We start from the raw sequence: 14,270 nt of genomic DNA, 5'->3' as shown, positions 1-14,270 counted from the left end.
GTGATAGATGCTTTCGATAACGCAGTCATTAATAGCGATTAGACAAGTTTTTGCAGCGGTTCCTATCCTTGGCCCCGTCAAACGAAACGACCGCTTTTTTAACTTGAAAGTCAGTCGTCGCTGTTTAAACCCGATCAGGTTTTTGCCTGTGTGCATCGTCATGGAGAAGTCCCATGTCACAAGTCGACCGTTACAAACCCTACAAGGGCGCCGCTGCGGGTTGGGGCGCTGTCATCAGCCTCACCAAGAACTGGCTGGGCAGTGAAAACGCCCTGAAAAACATCCGCGCCATGCTCAAGACCAACCAGAACGGCGGTTTCGACTGCCCCGGTTGTGCCTGGGGTGAAGCGCCCGGCGCGAGCATGCTGAAGTTCTGCGAGAACGGCGCCAAAGCGGTGAACTGGGAAGCCACCGGCCGCCTGGTCGATCCGGCGTTCTTCAACAAGTACACGGTCTCGACGCTGGCCGAACAAAGCGATTACTGGCTCGAATACCAGGGCCGGATCACCCACCCGATGCGCTACGACGCCCGGGTCGACCGCTATGTCGAAACCACCTGGGACGACGCCTTCGCGCTGATCGCCAAACACCTCAAAGGCCTGAAATCGCCCCACGAGGCCGAGTTCTACACCTCGGGTCGCGCCAGCAACGAAGCGGCGTTTCTCTACCAATTGTTCGTCCGCGCCTACGGCACCAACAACTTCCCGGACTGCTCGAACATGTGCCACGAAGCCAGTGCGGTGAGCATGGGCGAGAGCCTGGGCGTCGGCAAAGGCACGGTGGTCTATGAAGACCTGCACCATGCCGACGCGATTTTCGTGATCGGCCAGAACCCTGGCACCAACCACCCGCGCATGCTCGAACCGCTGCGAGAAGCGGTGAAGCGTGGCGCCCAAGTGGTGTGCATCAACCCGCTCAAGGAGCGTGGGCTGGAGCGTTTTCAGAACCCGCAAAACCCGATCGAGATGCTCAGCAACGGCTGGGAAGCGACCAACACCGCGTACTTCCGCCCGGCATTGGGCGGCGACATGGCGATGATCCGCGGCATGGCCAAGTTCCTGCTGGAGTGGGAGCGCGAAGCCCAGGCCACCGGCGGCGAACCGGTGTTCGATCACGCCTTCATTGCCGAGCACACGTCGGGTCTCGACAGCTACCTGGCCGAAGTCGATGCCACAAGTTGGGAGCACATCGTCGAGCAGTCCGGCGTACCGCTGCATGACATCGAACTGGCCGCGCGCATGTATGCCCGGGCCAAGAGCGTGATCATGTGCTGGGCCATGGGCCTGACCCAACACGTGCACTCGGTGCCGACCCTGCAGGAAGTCATCAATCTGCAACTGCTGCGCGGCAACGTCGGTCGTCCGGGCGCCGGGCTGTCGCCGGTGCGCGGCCACAGTAACGTGCAGGGCGACCGCACCATGGGCATCAACGAACTGGCCCCGACCGAGCTGATGGACGCCCTGGAAAAGCGCTTCAACTTCAAGGTGCCGCGCATGCACGGCCACAACACGGTCATGGCGATTGGCGCCATGGAACGTGGCGAAGCCAAGGTGTTTATCGGGCTCGGCGGCAACTTCGCCCAGGCCACGCCGGACACTCCGCGCACCCACGCCGCGATGCGCAAACTCGACCTGAGCGTGCACATCTCGACCAAGCTCAACCGCAGCCATCTGGTGACCGGGCGTGATGCGTTGATCCTGCCGTGCCTCGGCCGTACCGACATCGATGTCCAGGCAGAAGGTCCGCAAGGCGTGACCGTGGAAGACACCTTCAGCATGGTGCATTTGTCGTTCGGCCAACTGAAGCCGAAGTCGGCGCACCTGAAATCCGAGCCGGCGATCATTGCCGGGATCGCTGCCGCCACATTGGGCAAACACCCAATCGACTGGGAATGGGCGGTCGGCGACTACGGGCGCATCCGCAACCTGATCGCCGACGTGATTCCGGGCTTCGATAATTTCAACGAGAAGCTGCTGATCCCCGGTGGTTTCCACCTCGGCAACAACGCTTCCGACCGGGTCTGGAAAACCGAATCCGGCAAGGCCCAGTTCACCCCGTGCGTGCTGCCGGAGCATCTGATCAGCGAAGGCGTGCGCAACCTGCCGGTCAAACCGCATCTGATCCTGCAAACCATGCGTTCCCACGATCAGTACAACACCACGCTGTACGGCCTCGACGACCGTTATCGCGGGGTTTACGGCATGCGCGACGTGGTGTTCGCTAACGAGCAGGACATCCGCCGGCTCGGTTTCGAACCGGGGCAAAAGGTCGATCTGGTGGCGCTGTGGGGCGACGAGCGCGAGCGTCGGGTCAGCGGTTTTACTCTGATCGCCTACGACATTCCGGCCGGGCAGGCTGCCGCGTACTACCCGGAAACCAACCCGTTGGTGCCGCTGGAAAGTTACGGTGACCGCACCTACACGCCGACCTCGAAATTCGTGGCGATCCGCCTCGAAGCGGCCGAGGCGAGCAACCTGATTCCGTCGTCGGTGGCCTGACCGAACCACGCGATCTAATCCTTTTGCATTTTGACTGGCTGCAGGCGTAAACGCCTGGCGGTGGCCCGGCCGTGTGCTGCCGCTTTTCAGCCTTGATGAGGACATCATCATGTTCAACCTGGAGGCACTGGACCTGGCGCGAATTCAATTCGCGTTCACGGTTTCGTTCCACATCATTTTCCCGGCGATCACCATTGGTCTCGCGAGTTTTCTCGCGGTGCTCGAAGGCCTGTGGCTGAAAACCCGTAACGACACTTACCGCGATCTCTACCACTTCTGGTCGAAGATCTTCGCCGTCAACTTCGGCATGGGCGTGGTGTCGGGGCTGGTCATGGCGTACCAGTTCGGCACCAACTGGAGCGGGTTTTCCGACTTCGCCGGCAGCGTCACCGGGCCGTTGCTGACCTATGAAGTGCTGACCGCGTTCTTCCTCGAGGCCGGGTTCCTCGGGGTGATGCTGTTCGGCTGGAACCGCGTGGGCCGTGGCTTGCACTTCTTCGCCACAGTGATGGTCGCCATCGGTACGTTGATTTCGACCTTCTGGATTCTTGCCTCCAACAGCTGGATGCAGACGCCGCAAGGCTTCGAAATCGTTGACGGTCGAGTGATGCCGCTGGACTGGCTGGCCATCGTGTTCAACCCGTCGTTTCCGTTCCGTCTGGCGCACATGGCGATTGCCGCGTTCGTTGCCACGGCGTTCTTCGTCGGCGCTTCGGCAGCCTGGCATTTGCTGCGCGGCAACGACAGCAAACCAGTGCGCAAGATGTTCTCCATGGCGCTGTGGATGGCGCTGATCGTGGCGCCGATTCAAGCGGTGGTCGGTGACGCTCATGGCTTGAACACCCTGGAACACCAACCGGCGAAAATCGCCGCCATCGAGGGCCACTGGGAAAACGCCGACAACGGGCCGACCCCGCTGGTGCTGTTCGGCATTCCGGACATGCAGGCGGAGAAGACCAAATACGCGATCGAGATTCCGTACCTCGGCAGCCTGATCCTCACCCACAGCCTCGACAAGCAGATCCCGGCGCTCAAGAGCTTCCCGAAAGAAGACCGGCCGAACTCGACCGTGATTTTCTGGAGCTTCCGCGTCATGGCCGGGCTGGGCATGTTGATGATCCTCGTCGGCGTGCTGGGTCTGGCGTTGCGGCGCAACGGCAAGGTCTACCGTCATCGCGGCTTCCAGCATTTGGTGCTGCTGATGGGGCCGAGCGGTCTGATCGCGCTGCTGGCCGGTTGGATCACCACGGAAGTCGGGCGCCAGCCGTGGGTGGTCTACGGCCTGATGCGTACCCATGACGCGGCGTCCCATCACTCGATGGCGCAGATGAGCACCTCGCTGGCGCTATTCGTCGTCATCTACTGCTCGGTGTTCACCGTGGGCATCGGCTACATGATGAAACTGGTGAGCAAGGGCCCGCAGCCGCACCACGAACATCCGCCCGAAGGCACTCAGGTGCAGACCCCGCGCCGGCCACTTTCGGCGGTCACCGACAACCTCGAATCCGCGACCCGGATCCACTGAAAAAGGAGCGTTGAGTCATGGGTATTCAAGGTATCGATCTCTCGTTGATCTGGGGCGTGATCATTGCCTTCGGGGTGATGATGTACGTGATCATGGACGGCTTCGATCTGGGCCTCGGGATCCTGTTCCCGATGATCAGCGACGAGCAGGAACGCGACGTGATGATGAACACCGTCGCCCCGGTCTGGGACGGCAACGAAACCTGGCTGGTGCTCGGCGGTGCGGCGCTGTACGGCGCGTTTCCGCTGGCTTACGGGGTGATTCTGGAGGCGCTGTATCTGCCGCTGATCTTCATGCTCGCGGGGCTGATTTTCCGTGGGGTGGCATTCGAATTTCGCTTCAAGGCGCCGGCTGAAAAACGCCATCTGTGGGACTGGGCGTTCATTGGCGGTTCGCTGCTGGCGACGTTCTCCCAGGGCGTGGTGATCGGCGCGTATGTGGCGGGGATTCCGGTGGTGGATCGGCAGTTTGCCGGTGGCGGTCTCGATTGGCTGGCGCCGTTCCCGCTGGTCTGCGGTGTCGGTCTGGTGATTGCCTACGCATTGCTCGGCAGCACTTGGCTGCTGGTCAAGACCGAAGGCATGCTGGAGTCGCGGATGCGTCACTACAGCCGTCCGCTGGCGTGGCTGTTGCTGGCGATGGTGGTGGTGATCGGCGCGTGGACGCTGCAACTGCACCCGGAACTGGCCGGCCGCTGGTTCAACCATGCGCACCTGACCGTGTTCGCCGGGCTGGTGGTGTTGGCGGTGCTGGCGTTGTTCGGGCTGTTGCGTTCGCTGCGTCAGCGCCACACTCACTGGCCGTTCGTGTTCACCCTGGTGCTGATGTTCCTCGGCTACATCGGCCTGGCGCTGAGCATCTGGCCGAACATCATCCCGCCGTCGGTCAGCCTGTGGGCGGCGGCATCACCGGCGACCAGCCAGCTGTTCGCCCTGATCGGCGCGCTGTTCATCCTGCCGGTGATCCTGATGTACACCTTCTGGAGCTACTACGTGTTCCGCGGCAAAGTGAGGATTGGCGATGGCTACCATTGATTCGCGTGAGGTGAAATCCAGCCCCTGGTACAAACGTCTGGGGTGGCTGCTGCTGATCTGGTTTGGCAGCGTGGTCTCGCTGGCGGTGGTGGCGAGTCTGCTGAAGCTGGCGATGTATGCGGCGGGGATGAGAACCCACTGAGCATAAAAAAACCGGAGCCTGGCTCCGGTTTTTTATTGCCTGCGATTTACCTCCTCCCTTTTGGGGGAGGAGCTGCCTTGATGTTTATTCCCCACCAAACATCGCAGTCCAGTAAATGCCGGCACTGCTCTTCGGATCGACTGCGTAGGCAGCACCAAGTTCACGGTACTGAGGGTTCATCAGGTTGGCACAATGACCGGGGCTGGCGAGCCAGCCGGCAACGACTTTCTGCACCGTGTCCTGCCCGGCGGCGATGTTCTCGCCGACCTGCTGGCCGCTGTAACCGGCAAGTTCCGCGCGGTCGCCAGGGGTGCGGCCGTCGCGGTCCTTGTGGTCGAAATAATTGTTGTTGGCCATCTCGCGGCTGTGTTCCTGGGCGACGCCGCCGAGCACCGCGTTCCACGCCAGCGGCGTGGTCGCTGCGAACGCCTGACCGCCGCACTGGCGCGGTTGAGCGCGGGCGGCGTTGAGTTGTTCAAGGAGTTTCTGGCCTTCAGCCTGACCGTCGCCGAGGCGGGCGGACAGCAGTGGCCGGGCGAGGGTGATGCGCCAGTCACGATCAGCGCGGCTGACGCCGATATCGACGAACTGCGGATCCAGCACCACCTGACAGAAACTTTCCTGAATCGCCTTCATCGCCGACGCCGCATCCCTTGGCCCGTTCAGGGTAATCGCCTGCACGTTGACCATCGGGTAGCGAGCGCTGGACATCGCCTGCTGCAAATCCACCACGCCGCTGGCCGGCAGAATCAGGCGCGGATCGGCCGACAGCGGCGGCAATTCGCTGGACGCCTGGCTGCCACAACGCTGCGGCTGGCTGCGGTAGCTGTTGATCGATTCGATCAATTGCGACTCGTCGGTGGCCATGGCCGAAGTGGCCAGCGCCAGGCCCACGGACAACGCGGCGAGTCGCAGAACGGATGGCATGAAGCGCATGGAAATCTCCCTTGGGCTGAGTGCGCACATCATGCGCGAAAGGGCCCCGGTTCGTGCAATGTCTTTTTCTTCACAACGCGGATTTTTCTGCCGAACGATTCCGTGCAATTTGCCGTCTACACTCTGCGAAGACCCCGGAAACCGGGCGTCTCAACCACGTAACACTTCGCCCGCATCGGGCCCTGCCGGAAGAATGATCATGCGATTGAACGGGTTGCTTTGCTGTCTTGTGTTGACCCTGCTGAGCGGCGCGGCACTGGCCACCGATCAGGCACCGATCAAGGAAAAGGCCGAAGCGAAAGCCGAGGTTCTGGAAGAGAAGGCCGCCGACAAACCCGACGCGCCTCCGGCACCCAAATCCGAAGCCATCACCCCGACCGAAGCGCAGGCGGTCGACCCCGCCGGCGCCGCACCGCTGGACGATCCGATCACCTGTCTGGCGCGCAGTATCTACTGGGAAGCCAAGGGCAAGGACAATGCCGACATGGAAGGCGTGGCGAGCGTGGTGATGAATCGCCTTGGGCATGACGGCTTTCCAGGCACGGTCTGCGAGGTGGTCAAGCAGGGCTCGGAGACCAAGAGCTGCCAGTTTTCCTGGTGGTGTGACGGGCGTCCGGATCAGGTCAAGGAAGATGCCGAATACGCGCTGGCCAAGGAAATCGCCGGCAAGGCGCTGAACCGTCAGCTCACCGATCGCACTCACGGCGCGCTGTATTTCCACGACCGCAACGTTCATCCGAGCTGGGCCAAGGAATACAGGAAAACCGCCGAGACCAAGAAATTCCTGTTCTACAAACCCGCAGGCGGGGACGCGCGTTAGGCGCAGACTTCCCGCACGCAATTGCGCAGCCAGCGATGCGCCGGGTCGGCGTCCATGCGCGGATGCCAGAGCATCGACACGCTGATGTCCGGCATCCGGAATGGCAGGGCGAAGCTGTGCAGACCCGTGCGCAGTTTGCTGGTGTGACGCTCCGGGACGGTGGCGATCAGGTCTGATTCACGGACCAGCGTCAGCGCCGCCGAAAACCCGCCGAACGAGGTGACGATGTCTCGCGTCAGGCCGAAGGCGAGCAATGCTTCGTCCACCGGTCCGCTGCTGCGTCCACGGCGTGACACCAGAATGTGCTGGCCCGAAGCGAAGCGTTTGGCGCTGATCTTTCCGCTGCTCAACGGATGCCCCTCACGCACCACGCCAATCCACTGATCGTGGAACAGGATGCGGCTGTGCAGCGTCGGATCGGTGCTGTCGTCGACCACGCCGGTTTCCAGATCCACCCGGCCAACGCGCAACAGCGTGCTGTCCTTGTCGGCCTTTTGCACAAAGCGCAGGCGCACGCCGGGCGCCTCTTCGGCGATGCGGGCGAGCAGGGCAGCGGCGAAGGTTTCGACAAAACCGTCGGTGTTGCGCAGGGTGAAGGTGCGCCGCAACTGGCCGGGATCGAGCACTTCTGCCGGGCGCAAAACCGCTTCGGCTTCCTGCACCAGGTAACTGACCCGGTCACGCAGCTCCAGCGCGCGCGGGGTCGGCACCAGTCCGCGACCTGCGCGCACCAGCAGCGGATCGCCGGTGGTTTCCCGCAGCCGGGCCAGCGCACGACTCATGGCTGAAGGGCTCAGACGCAGGCGTTCGGCGGCGCGGGCGACGCTGCCTTCGCTCAGCAGCACATCGAGGGTGATCAACAGGTTCAGATCCGGTGCATTCATGACATGGCGTTCCATGCAGGTATCAAGTGCAAAGCATGCGTCTTGCGCCTCGTATTGTCGAGGCTCAGGCTATGTCGCATGACTTCTGCCCAGTGAGCCCCCCATGCACCGAGAACCCCTGAGCCCTTCAGCCCGCTGGGCGCTGACCAGTCTGGCGCTGTCGATGCTGATGCCGTCTCTTGACACCAGCATCGCCAACGCCGGATTGCCCACGCTGGCGGCGGCGTTCGATGCGACGTTTCAACAGGTGCAGTGGATCGTGCTGGCCTATCTGCTGGCGGTCACCACGTTGATTGTCAGCGTCGGGCGGCTGGGTGACAGCTTCGGGCGGCGGCGCTTGCTGTTGATCGGCATCGGCATTTTTACTGCCGCTTCGCTGGCTTGCTCACTGGCGCCGAGCCTGGCCTGGCTGATTGGCGCGCGGGCGGTGCAGGGCCTGGGCGCGGCGATCATGTTCGCGCTGACGGTGGCATTGGTGGCCGATGCGGTGCCCAAATCCCGGGCCGGCAGTGCGATGGGCTTGCTGGCCACGATGTCGGCCACCGGCACCACCCTCGGGCCGTCGCTCGGTGGATTATTGATGGCGCATGTCGGCTGGCAGTCGATCTTTGTGATCAACGTGCCGTTGGGATTGCTCAATGCGTGGTTGGTGTATCGCTATCTGCCGAAGGATCGAATCGTACGTTCGGGTGTTGCATTTGATTATCCCGGCACCGCCGTACTGATGCTGACGCTGGCGGCCTATGCGCTGGCGATGACGATTGAAGGACTCACCCCGACGTTGCTGTTGCTCAGCCTGTTGGGTGTGGGGTTGTTCATCCTGGTCGAGAAACGGAGCAAGGCGCCGCTGATTCACCTGTCATTGTTCACCGACACGCGAATCAGCAGCAGTCTGGCGCTGACCTTGCTGGTGACGACGGTGATGATGACCACGCTGGTGGTCGGGCCGTTTTACCTGAGCCGAGGCCTGGGTCTCACCAGCACGCAGGTAGGACTGGTGCTGTCGATCGGGCCGTTGCTGGCGGCGTTCAGCGGCGTACCGGCCGGGCGGCTGGTGGATCGTTTCGGCGCGCGGCGAATGGTGCCGGGTGCGTTGCTCGGCCTGGCTTGCGGTTGCGGTTTGTTGGCGCTGTTTCCGGTGAGTTTCGGAGTGCTTGCATACGTGCTGCCGATCACGGTGGTGGCCTTGAGTTATGCGCTGTTCCAGGCCGCCAACAACACCGGGTTGATGTCCGGCGTTGCTCAGGATCAGCGCGGTGTGGTCTCGGCCATGCTCGGGCTGTCGCGCAACCTGGGGTTGATCACCGGGGCGGCGGCGATGGGCGCGGTGTTCGCCCTGGCCACGGACGATCCGACTCAGGCGCCGGCCGCGGTTATCGCAGGCGGCTTGCACATGACCTTCGGTGTGGCCACGGCGTTGATGTTCGCGGCGTTTGCGCTCGGTGCCTTCACGCACCTGCGTCTCGCGTCTCCCGTGCCGGAAAGAACAGTTCAAAGCAGGTAACACCATCAGCGCTGCTGACGCTGTAGCGGCCTTGATGCAATTGCATGATGGTCGCGACAATCGACAGGCCCAGTCCGTTGGATTGGGCGGAGCGCTCGCGGGACGGATCGACGCGGTAGAAGCGCTCGAACAACCGCGACAGATGTTCCGCCGGAATGGTCGCGCCCTGATTGCGTACCCGCAGGTAGCTGCCGTCCGCTTCGGCGATGGCTTCGACCTGCAACGTCGAATCCGCTTCGCCGTACTTGATCGCGTTGGCGCACAGGTTGGCCAGGGCCCGACGCAGCAGCATCGGCTCGGCCCAGATCACACCGCTGCCACTGGCCTCGATGGTGACGCCGACATCGGCGGCCAGGCCTTCGAAGTAATCGGCAATGCGTTGCATCTCATCGCCGGCGTCCAGTTCCTGCCGCTGGCTCAGCGCGCTGGCCGGATCGGTGCGGGCGAGAAACAGCATGTTGTCGAGCATCCGCGCCAGCCGTTCGAGTTCTTCGACGTTGGAGGCGAGCAACTGCTGATAGGCGTCGACGCTGCGGTTCTGTTGCAGGGCAACCTGGGTTTCACCGAGCAGGTTGTTGATCGGCGTTCGCAGCTCATGGGCCATGTCGGTGGAGACCTGACTCAGTTGCGCAACCCCTCGGTCGAGCCGGTCCAGCATCGCGTTGAAGGCTTCGATCATCGGCTGCAATTCCCGGGGTGTGCCTTGGCGGTCGAGACGTTCGCCAAGGTTGGCGATGCCGATGCCGTGGGCATGCCGGGCAATCTGCCGCAACGGCAGCAGGCCGCGATACACCAGCAGGCAGCCGACCAGCGCCAGCACAATCGCGGCCAATGATGCGAGGCCGTACACGCTGAGCCGGTAATTGGCGAGCATTGCCGTGCGCTCGGTCATCACCTTGGCGATGAGCACCTGCAGATTGCCCTGGTCGCCGGAGTCGATACTGGCCGCCACCGCCGAGAACGGCACGCCGTTGAGGCTTGGCAGATGCTGCACGTCGTTGAGGGCCATGACATGGTCGACCGGCACGGCGGGCACGTTCGGCAGTGCCAGGTCGCTGGGGTTGACCACGAACAAGGGCGGTTGCCCCGGCGCGCCGATGGTCAGCAGCGCTTCGCGGTTGCCCAGCATGTTCTGGAACAGCGCCGGTTTGGTCTTGATCAATTCCAGGGTGTTGCTGTCGTTGAGGATGGTGCGCAATTGATCGATGCGGCTGACCAACTGGATGTCGTCGCGGCGGGTGAGTTGCTCTTCCAGCTGGTTGTAAAGTGCCGCGCCCAGGCCTGCCAGCGCGGCGAAGGCGAGCACGGCGAACACCAGCGCCAGACGCAAGGTCAGGGAATAAGTGCCGGCGATTTTCATGGGTGGGTATCGAAGCGGTAGCCGATGCCGCGCACGCTGTGGATCAGCTTGAGCGGGAACGGATCGTCGATCTTCGCCCGCAGGCGGCGCACGGCGACATCGACCACGTTGGTGTCGCTGTCGAAATTCATGTCCCACACCCGCGAGGCGATCAGCGAGCGCGACAGCACCTGGCCGGTGTGGGTGGCGAACAGTTGCAGCAGGGCAAACTCCTTGTTGGTCAGGGTGATCCGGTTGCCGGCGCGGCTGACCCGACGTTTGAGCACGTCGATCTGCAGATCGGCCACCTGCAATTGTTCTTCTTCATGGATCGGCCCGCGCCGGGTCAGGGTGCGCAGGCGTGCCACCAGTTCGGCGAAGGAAAACGGCTTGATCAGGTAATCGTCGGCGCCCAGTTCCAGGCCTTTGACCCGGTCGGCGATGTCGTCGCGGGCAGTCAGGAACAGCACCGGCGTGTCGGTTTCCTTGCGCAGCCGGCGCAGGACTTCCCAGCCATCCATTTTCGGCATCATCACGTCCAGCACGATCACGTCGAAGTCGAACTCCAGCGCCAGGTGCAGACCGTCGGCGCCGTCCCGGGCCAGGCTCACGCTGTAGCCCAGTTCCTGCAAGCCGTTGAGCAGGTAATTGCCTGCCTTGGGTTCGTCTTCGACAACAAGGATATTCATGGGCACTGTGCCTCAATTGTCATCGATGCAGCCGCTGCCTTGCACCTGATAGTCCAGCACATGTTCACGGCCCTGGTGGTCGAGGTAGTTGAGCTGCGCGGGGATCACGCCGCAAGCCTGGGAAATATCGGTGCTGGAGAGGACTTTGTCGACATCCAGGTGCACGTAGAAGCCGTTGGTGTCGTGAATGACTGTGCGCTCAGGCATTTCAGCGGCAAACACGGAACCGGTGGCGAGGAGGGCGGTGAAGGCGAGGATCAGGGTTTTCATGATGGGTCACTCGAGTCGTTGAAGTTGATCGGCGTTCTGGCCGGGACAACTTCAAGCTACCGGGCGATCCGCTCGGCAAACCGACAACTCGATGACAAATCTGTAATAAACCGAACCTGTGGGAGCCAGCGCACTCCCACAGAGTATTCAGCTGGCGTGCGTGCTGAGAATGCTCGCGATCTGTTGTGGCTGGCAGTTGAGGTACGGCGAGGATTTCAGCCACTGCTGATCCGGGTACCAGGAGAACATGAATTGGCCATTCTTCAGGCTGTCGATCACCCGTTTGGCAACTTGCGGTCGCACCGCCGGGCAACCCTGGCTGCGGCCCAGACGGCCGGTGCGTTTGCTCCAGAACGGGTTCACGTAGTCGGCGGCGTGGATCACGATGGCGCGGTCGCGGGCCATGTCGTTGACACCCGGTTCCAGACCGTCCATGCGCAGCGAGTAACCGTGGGTGCCCTGGTAACTTTCCTGGGTGCGGAACAGGCCGAGGCTGGATTGAAAACTGCCTTCACGGTTGGAGAATCGGGTGGCGAAGTTTTCCCCGGAGTTCGAACCGTGGGCGACCAGATCGCGCAGCACCAGTTTTTTCCGGGTCAGGTCGAAGATCCACAACCGACGCTCGGTGGACGGCTGCGAATAGTCGATGATCGCCAGGTGACGGGACTGCTTCGCGCCGTTGTTGATCGCACATTGCATGGCGTTCAAGGCACCTTTCAGCGCCTGGGGATTGAGTTCCGGAGCGGCGTGCGCGAGGCTGGTGTACAGAACCGGCGAAGAGGTGCCGGCGGCAAAGGCTGGACTGGTCAGCACGCCAATGGCGGTGGCAGTCAGCAGAAGTCGGCGCAAAAACGTCAACATTTAACGTGAGTCTCCACTTGCTACTTGTTTGGCACTTAGGCTCCTGACGTCCAGTCGTTCCCGGCAAGCCCGCGAATCGGGCCTGACTGTTCACCGCACCTGAGGTAAGGTTGACCGTCAATCAAGACGGCCATGGATTGGAGTAAAGCAGTTGTTCAAAAAGTACGCATGCTACTTGAGCATTTGTTTGCTCGCTGCGCCGTTTGTCGCTTGCGCCGAAGAGCCGTTGCCGGGACTCCCGACGCTGCCGCCCGTGCCGACGGAAATGCCCATCGAGCCGCAGAGCCCGTTGCAGGCTGCGCTGATCAGCCTGCCCCAGGCGTGCCCGACGATCGGCACCAGCCTCAGCGGCCCGGCGCTGGATCAGTTGCGCGCGTTCTACCAGCAGCAGGACTGGCTGCCGGTGTGGGCCGATGGCGGGCAATTGCCGGCCTTGCATGCGCAATTGCAGCTGTTGGCCGACGATGGCCTGAACCCGAAACGCTATCCGGTGGCGCTCACCGCTCCGCAGGACGGCGAACTGTGCGCCGACATCGAGATCAGCCGTTACTACCTGCAAGCCCTGCAGGATCTGCATTACGGTCGCCTGCTGCAATCGCACTTCGAACCCCTTTGGCATTCCGACGAAACGCCACGCGACCGGCAGGCCGAATTGCTCGCCATCGCCGTACCGGGTGTGCACAACGTTCCGGCAGCCTTCGATCTGGCCCGCCCGCAGCTGGCGCAGTATCAGAACCTGCGTCATCTCTACGCAGCTCAACGCCTGAAAGCCTTGCCGCAGTGGACATCGGTGGGCAACGGCCCGTTGCTGCGTCCGGACATGGAAGACAAGCGCGTGCCGGAACTGGCTCGCCGGTTGTACAGCGAAGGTTATCTGAGCAGTGTGGTCGGCACGCCGGACAACGCTTATCACGGCGTATTGGTGGAGGCGGTGAAGAGCTTTCAGGCCAACCATTCGTTACAGGCCGACGGGGTGGTGGGTCCGGGGACGATTGCCGAACTCAACATCAGCCCGCTAACCCGTCGCGAACAGTTACGGGTCAATCTTGAACGTTTCCGCTGGATGGCCCAGGACATGGAGCCGGACGGTTTGCTGGTCAACGTCGCCGCTGCCGAGCTGACGCTTTATCAGGGTGGCATGCCGGTGTGGCAGACCCGAACCCAGGTCGGGCGCGCCGAACGCCAGACCCCGCTGCTCAAATCCCGGGTCACGCGCCTGACCCTGAACCCGACCTGGACCGTGCCGCCGACCATCTGGAAGGAAGACAAGCTGCCGGAAATCCGCAAGGACCAGACCTTCCTCAGCCGCCAGAACCTGCAAGTGCTTGACGCCAACGGCCAGCCGCTGGCCGCCGCCGACATCGACTGGGACAACCCCGGCAACATCCTCCTGCGTCAGGATGCCGGGCCGCGTAACCCGCTCGGGCAGATGGTCATTCGGTTCCCCAACCCGTTCTCGGTGTACCTGCACGACACGCCGAGCAAGGCGCTGTTCGACAAGGGGCCACGGGCGTTCAGCTCCGGCTGCGTGCGGGTCGAGCATCCGATGAAGCTGCGCGATTTCCTGCTCAGCCCGGCGGAGAAGGCGCGCACCGACACCTTGCTCGCCACCGGCACCACCCATGAATTCCGCCTGAGCAATCCGGTGCCGATCCTCATGACGTACTGGACGGCACAGGTCGACGGCCAGGGTCGCGTGCTCTACGCGCCGGACATCTACAGCCGGGACAGTGCGTTGCTGGCTGGGCTTGACCGGGCGCATTGATCC

At 62.7% G+C, this 14,270-nt stretch carries 13 protein-coding genes; 7 read left to right on the top strand and 6 right to left on the bottom strand.

The genetic code is table 11. The annotated features are described in order from the left end of the window. Nucleotides 1–173: 173 nt before the first annotated feature. The 4 genes from AC0R79_RS18855 to AC0R79_RS18840 all read left to right on the top strand — a co-directional run bounded on the left by AC0R79_RS18855 (nucleotide 174) and on the right by AC0R79_RS18840 (nucleotide 5,199). Nucleotides 174–2,498, top strand: a complete 2,325-nt coding sequence (locus AC0R79_RS18855; protein ID WP_474731221.1) for an FdhF/YdeP family oxidoreductase — start codon at nucleotides 174–176, stop codon at nucleotides 2,496–2,498. Nucleotides 2,499–2,607: 109 nt separating this feature from the next. Beyond that, complete coding sequence (locus tag AC0R79_RS18850; protein ID WP_474731219.1) at nucleotides 2,608–4,023, top strand: cytochrome ubiquinol oxidase subunit I; 1,416 nt, start codon at nucleotides 2,608–2,610, stop codon at nucleotides 4,021–4,023. A gap of 17 nt (nucleotides 4,024–4,040) precedes the next feature. Next, entirely contained in the window at nucleotides 4,041–5,057 is a 1,017-nt protein-coding gene (cydB, locus tag AC0R79_RS18845) for a cytochrome d ubiquinol oxidase subunit II (protein WP_007950588.1), read from the top strand. Then, nucleotides 5,044–5,199, top strand: a complete 156-nt coding sequence (locus tag AC0R79_RS18840) for a DUF2474 domain-containing protein (protein ID WP_007950587.1) — start codon at nucleotides 5,044–5,046, stop codon at nucleotides 5,197–5,199. Before cydB ends, AC0R79_RS18840 begins: the two co-directional genes overlap by 14 nt. An 84-nt stretch (nucleotides 5,200–5,283) precedes the next feature. On the opposite strand, the gene AC0R79_RS18835 is transcribed toward AC0R79_RS18840, so the two are convergent. Next, nucleotides 5,284–6,135 carry a CAP domain-containing protein gene (locus AC0R79_RS18835; protein ID WP_085602807.1) on the bottom strand — a complete coding sequence of 284 codons (852 nt, stop codon included), beginning with the start codon at nucleotides 6,133–6,135 and terminating at the stop codon, nucleotides 5,284–5,286. Nucleotides 6,136–6,334: 199 nt separating this feature from the next. Between AC0R79_RS18835 and AC0R79_RS18830 the strand changes: the two genes are divergently transcribed. Further along, the gene (locus AC0R79_RS18830) at nucleotides 6,335–6,955 is read left to right on the top strand and encodes a cell wall hydrolase (RefSeq protein ID WP_474731215.1); all 621 of its coding nucleotides are present in this window, start codon (nucleotides 6,335–6,337) and stop codon (nucleotides 6,953–6,955) included. Here the strand turns inward: AC0R79_RS18830 and AC0R79_RS18825 are convergent. After that, the gene (locus AC0R79_RS18825) at nucleotides 6,952–7,839 is read right to left on the bottom strand and encodes a LysR family transcriptional regulator (protein WP_375748037.1); all 888 of its coding nucleotides are present in this window, start codon (nucleotides 7,837–7,839) and stop codon (nucleotides 6,952–6,954) included. The two genes, AC0R79_RS18830 and AC0R79_RS18825, sit on opposite strands and share 4 nt — an antisense overlap. A gap of 103 nt (nucleotides 7,840–7,942) precedes the next feature. On the opposite strand from AC0R79_RS18825, the gene AC0R79_RS18820 reads away from it, so the two are divergent. After that, nucleotides 7,943–9,343, top strand: a complete 1,401-nt coding sequence (locus AC0R79_RS18820; RefSeq protein WP_474731212.1) for an MFS transporter — start codon at nucleotides 7,943–7,945, stop codon at nucleotides 9,341–9,343. On the opposite strand, the gene AC0R79_RS18815 is transcribed toward AC0R79_RS18820, so the two are convergent. The 4 genes from AC0R79_RS18815 to AC0R79_RS18800 form a co-directional block, all read right to left on the bottom strand. Beyond that, entirely contained in the window at nucleotides 9,288–10,703 is a 1,416-nt protein-coding gene (locus AC0R79_RS18815) for a heavy metal sensor histidine kinase (RefSeq protein ID WP_474731210.1), read from the bottom strand. The two genes, AC0R79_RS18820 and AC0R79_RS18815, sit on opposite strands and share 56 nt — an antisense overlap. Then, the gene (locus AC0R79_RS18810) at nucleotides 10,700–11,371 is read right to left on the bottom strand and encodes a heavy metal response regulator transcription factor (protein ID WP_474731208.1); all 672 of its coding nucleotides are present in this window, start codon (nucleotides 11,369–11,371) and stop codon (nucleotides 10,700–10,702) included. The genes AC0R79_RS18815 and AC0R79_RS18810 overlap by 4 nt, the downstream gene beginning before the upstream one ends. A gap of 12 nt (nucleotides 11,372–11,383) precedes the next feature. Next, nucleotides 11,384–11,641 carry a DUF2790 domain-containing protein gene (locus tag AC0R79_RS18805; RefSeq protein WP_474731207.1) on the bottom strand — a complete coding sequence of 86 codons (258 nt, stop codon included), beginning with the start codon at nucleotides 11,639–11,641 and terminating at the stop codon, nucleotides 11,384–11,386. Between the two features lie 147 nt (nucleotides 11,642–11,788). Then, on the bottom strand, nucleotides 11,789–12,502 hold the full coding sequence (locus tag AC0R79_RS18800) for a murein L,D-transpeptidase catalytic domain family protein (protein WP_007950579.1): 714 nt from the start codon (nucleotides 12,500–12,502) through the stop codon (nucleotides 11,789–11,791). Between the two features lie 151 nt (nucleotides 12,503–12,653). Here AC0R79_RS18800 and AC0R79_RS18795 point away from each other — a divergent pair, with 151 nt between their 5' ends. Then, nucleotides 12,654–14,267, top strand: coding sequence for a L,D-transpeptidase family protein (locus AC0R79_RS18795; protein WP_474731205.1), 1,614 nt, complete (start codon nucleotides 12,654–12,656; stop codon nucleotides 14,265–14,267). Nucleotides 14,268–14,270 lie beyond the last annotated feature (3 nt).

It is taken from the genome of Pseudomonas sp. HD57-3 (assembly GCF_056113135.1).
Note: the sequence above shows the minus strand (reverse complement) of the source record. Positions and strands in the feature narration are given on the sequence as shown.

Coding starts and splice junctions, on each gene's coding strand:
- AC0R79_RS18855 (WP_474731221.1), top strand. CDS start 174: ATGTCACAAGTCGACCGTTACAAACCCTACAAGGGCGCCGCTGCGGGT.
- AC0R79_RS18850 (WP_474731219.1), top strand. CDS start 2,608: ATGTTCAACCTGGAGGCACTGGACCTGGCGCGAATTCAATTCGCGTTC.
- cydB (WP_007950588.1), top strand. CDS start 4,041: ATGGGTATTCAAGGTATCGATCTCTCGTTGATCTGGGGCGTGATCATT.
- AC0R79_RS18840 (WP_007950587.1), top strand. CDS start 5,044: ATGGCTACCATTGATTCGCGTGAGGTGAAATCCAGCCCCTGGTACAAA.
- AC0R79_RS18835 (WP_085602807.1), bottom strand. CDS start 6,135: ATGCGCTTCATGCCATCCGTTCTGCGACTCGCCGCGTTGTCCGTGGGC.
- AC0R79_RS18830 (WP_474731215.1), top strand. CDS start 6,335: ATGCGATTGAACGGGTTGCTTTGCTGTCTTGTGTTGACCCTGCTGAGC.
- AC0R79_RS18825 (WP_375748037.1), bottom strand. CDS start 7,839: ATGAATGCACCGGATCTGAACCTGTTGATCACCCTCGATGTGCTGCTG.
- AC0R79_RS18820 (WP_474731212.1), top strand. CDS start 7,943: ATGCACCGAGAACCCCTGAGCCCTTCAGCCCGCTGGGCGCTGACCAGT.
- AC0R79_RS18815 (WP_474731210.1), bottom strand. CDS start 10,703: ATGAAAATCGCCGGCACTTATTCCCTGACCTTGCGTCTGGCGCTGGTG.
- AC0R79_RS18810 (WP_474731208.1), bottom strand. CDS start 11,371: ATGAATATCCTTGTTGTCGAAGACGAACCCAAGGCAGGCAATTACCTG.
- AC0R79_RS18805 (WP_474731207.1), bottom strand. CDS start 11,641: ATGAAAACCCTGATCCTCGCCTTCACCGCCCTCCTCGCCACCGGTTCC.
- AC0R79_RS18800 (WP_007950579.1), bottom strand. CDS start 12,502: ATGTTGACGTTTTTGCGCCGACTTCTGCTGACTGCCACCGCCATTGGC.